This window comes from Terriglobus sp. YAF25, from assembly GCF_052113305.1.
Taxonomy (GTDB): domain Bacteria; phylum Acidobacteriota; class Terriglobia; order Terriglobales; family Acidobacteriaceae; genus Terriglobus.
Window position 1 is genome coordinate 1 of sequence record NZ_JBFRCY010000555.1, and the last position, 3,185, is coordinate 3,185.

The window sequence follows — 3,185 nt, forward strand, 5'->3', positions numbered from 1 at the left end:
CCTTCACACCCACCTGGGCGCCATACTCGGCCATCTCCTTGAATGACTCGATGCACTTGTCCATGTACTTTTCGAGATCAGGATTCTTGGGGTAGCTGGTCTCATTCGGCTGTGGCGACGGAGCAATGCGGGGACCTCCGCTGTTGACGCGCATACTCTTAGCGCCAAGAATCGCCGCTCCGTCCAGCCACTTCTTCGCTACGTCGATTCCTGCGCGACGCTTCGCTTCATCCAGATCGCAGATATCGCGCGGAGCATTATTGGAGATGTGGTGACACGCAACGCCTTCGGCATGTTGCTTCGCAGCCATCTTTTCGAGCCACTTTTTGCCGTTGTCGCTTGCGGGATTGAACTCGGTGATCTGGCGAGGCTTCCCGTCGTAGCCGGTGATGGTCATCGGCTCGTATTGGCTTTGATCGTCCACATCACCAAAGAGACTGGACCAGATATCCATCTTCGTTACGCCGGGAAAGGTCGCCTTGGTGAACGCCGGAAAGTCCAGCAGTGTAATCTCGCCGTATTTTTTCTTCATCTCGGCAACGGTCTTCTTGTCGCCGACATTGCCTCGATTCTTAAATATCCAGCGGATGGGATAGCTGTTGGAGGCGATGCGCGCAACCTTCTCCTTATCGGTAAGCTCGCGCTTCACGCCGGCATGTGTGATGGGCTCTGGAGTCGCAGCCTGTTGTGCATCGAGCGCTGATGGAGCAAGCAAACCGGCAGCCAGCCCCGTGCCTGCACCGCGAAGAAAGTTGCGGCGGTTGTACTGCTTTGTGAAGCCAGATGCCGTGTTGCTCATCGTTCCAATCTCCTTCAAGGAAATTCCTGTGGTGCTCCGTTACTCAGAGGGCCTGTTTCCAATCCTTCAACCGCTGCACAGCAAGCCGGATATCTGCAGACCGCTGGGCTGCATCGGGCTCTTCGCGCTCAATTGTCAGCAGGCCGGTGTAGTGGATCTGCTGCAGGAGCTTGAGAAATCCAGGAAAATCGACTTCACCCTCCCCAAGCGCTACCTCGTTTCCAAGCTGACCAGGGCCTGCTGGAGAACGGCCGTCCTTGCAATGCACAGAGAGGACGTGATCCTTCAGAAGCGCAAGCGCCTCCAGCGGATCGCCGGAACCGTAGAGCACCATATTGGCTGGATCGAAGTTCACCTTGATGTTCGGCCGTTGCACATCACCCAGAAAACGCAGAAGCGTCCGGGCGCTCTCCTGGCCGGTCTCAAGCACAAAGTTCTGGCCGTTGGCGGCGCAGATATCGCAGAGTTCCCGCGCAATGCCGAGTAGCTCCTGGTACAAGGGCGCGGAAGCATCTTCGGGGATAAAGCCGATGTGGCAGGAGAGAGCCTTCAAGCCAAGCTGCGCTGCAAAGTCAGAGACCTGATGTGTGCGTTCGATGCGCTCAGCAGCATAGCCCGGAGCCGTGAATCCAACCGTCTGGTGCACACGCTGCAGATCGGCATAGTCTTCTCCTGCGTACGCAGCCACGGCGCTGGAGAAGTAGACCTCTCCGCTTGCCAGGGCTTCTTTCCAGCCGGCAAGCGCTGCTGTTGTATCCAGACTGGGCGGTACACCAAGCTGTCCAGCGCTCAGACCGAACTCCTTCAATGCGGCAAGGTGAACTGCCGGTTCCTTCTCTGCCCAGAAAACAAGTCCTAGCTGCATCGGTGTTACTGCCATTGCATCTCTCTTCCCTGCTCCTCGCGGGAGCGTTTTACAAGTTCAGACAGGCGCACCACGCGAGCGGAGTCCGCCGGAGGACAGCGGAGGGGAGCCACACCGCGCGTTGCGCAATCGACAAAATAAGCAATCTCATCGGCGTAGGCGTCATGCTCAAGGATAGTGATCTCTTCAGCGACACCGCCGTGCAACTGCTTGAGTACGCTGCCATCGTAGTGCAACTCGCTTTCTGCTGCACTTACCCGGAAACTCGCTGAAAACGGCGTCTCCGGTGCTAACCAGCCTCCGGTAACTTGCACCTTTAGATCATTCGGATAGCGCAGTGTAATCTCCGCGGTATCGACCYCACCGATGCTTACCGCGGAGACCGAGACAGGAGTTCCAAACCAGAGCARCACCTGATCAAGATCGTGGCTTAACAGGTCGAGAATCGCTCCGCCGCTGCGAGCTTCGTCCGAAAGCCATGTACTCCACTGCGGAAAGCCGGTGCTGCGCTGCAGCTGGCAGGAACGAATGCTGCCCGCTCCCAGTTTCCGCACATACTCCATGGCATAGACGTAGGGCTGCATGAAGCGAAGCACCTGGGCAACCATGAAGACTTTGCCTGCCTTTTCGGCAGCAGCCATCAGCTCCTCGCACTCGGTTGCGTGCAGCGACATTGGCTTCTCGCAGAGAACGTGCTTCCCTGCCTGCAACGCCGCCGTGATGACTTCTTGATGAAGATGGGTTGGCAAACAAATATCGACCGCATCGACGGCCGGATCGTTGATCACATCGCGCCAATCCGGAGTCCATTTCACGGACTCATCAATCGTAGCTGTCTTCAGTGCAAGGTTGCCGCGCGTCGGGCTATCGGCGGAAGGACGTGTGTTGRATGCAAGGGCATACAGGGTCATGCCCGGAAGACTCTGAATAGCGGCCGCATGGGCTCCACCCATGAAACCGTATCCGATAAGACCGATCTTCATTTACAACTCCGCATTCATTATTTCCGTCAGGGATGTATCAGACACGGCTCAGGAATGGCTTCGGGCCGAAGTGTAAACCGTGGGTGTGAACGTCAGGTCATCCACAAATGGGAAGGTTGGTTTGCGGTACTTATTCGCTGGCAGATGGACGATGTCCTGATTGATAGAGCCATCCGTCAACGCCATCAGATTAGGATTGGCGATGGCTTTGATCTGTGGTTCGAGATAGCCGGATTTCACGACGACAATCTTCGCTGACTTTGGATCGATGCCCATCTTCGTGAAGTCGACGATCTCGTGATACGGCCTACGGTACGCACTGAGAATCAGCGTGATGCCCTGGATTTGAACGGCTGCTTCCCGCTTCGCCGGATCGGCGATATCAAGCAGCGACTTCACCGTCGCTTGTACCTTTACTGGTTTGCTGGCATAAGGGTCGAGCGTAGCTCCGATCGACAGCGGAATCGTCTTGCCTACGCCTGCCTGATAGCAGGCTTCAACTGCCGGCCGGTCCGCTATACCACCGAAGACAACATCC

General features: G+C 56.7%; 4 protein-coding genes. All 4 read right to left on the bottom strand.

Annotation, left to right across the window (positions count from 1 at the left end):
* The coding region (locus AB4043_RS19940; RefSeq protein ID WP_442307879.1) for a xylose isomerase at positions 1–799 on the bottom strand (799 nt) is incomplete at its 3' end.
* 43 nt (positions 800–842) lie between these two features.
* Complete coding sequence (locus AB4043_RS19945) at positions 843–1,679, bottom strand: sugar phosphate isomerase/epimerase family protein (protein ID WP_442299723.1); 837 nt, start codon at positions 1,677–1,679, stop codon at positions 843–845.
* Positions 1,670–2,647 carry a Gfo/Idh/MocA family protein gene (locus AB4043_RS19950; RefSeq protein ID WP_442307880.1) on the bottom strand — a complete coding sequence of 326 codons (978 nt, stop codon included), beginning with the start codon at positions 2,645–2,647 and terminating at the stop codon, positions 1,670–1,672. Before AB4043_RS19950 ends, AB4043_RS19945 begins: the two co-directional genes overlap by 10 nt.
* Before the next feature lie 48 nt (positions 2,648–2,695).
* Positions 2,696–3,185: MlrC C-terminal domain-containing protein (locus AB4043_RS19955; protein WP_442307881.1), on the bottom strand; the 490-nt coding region annotated here is incomplete at its 5' end.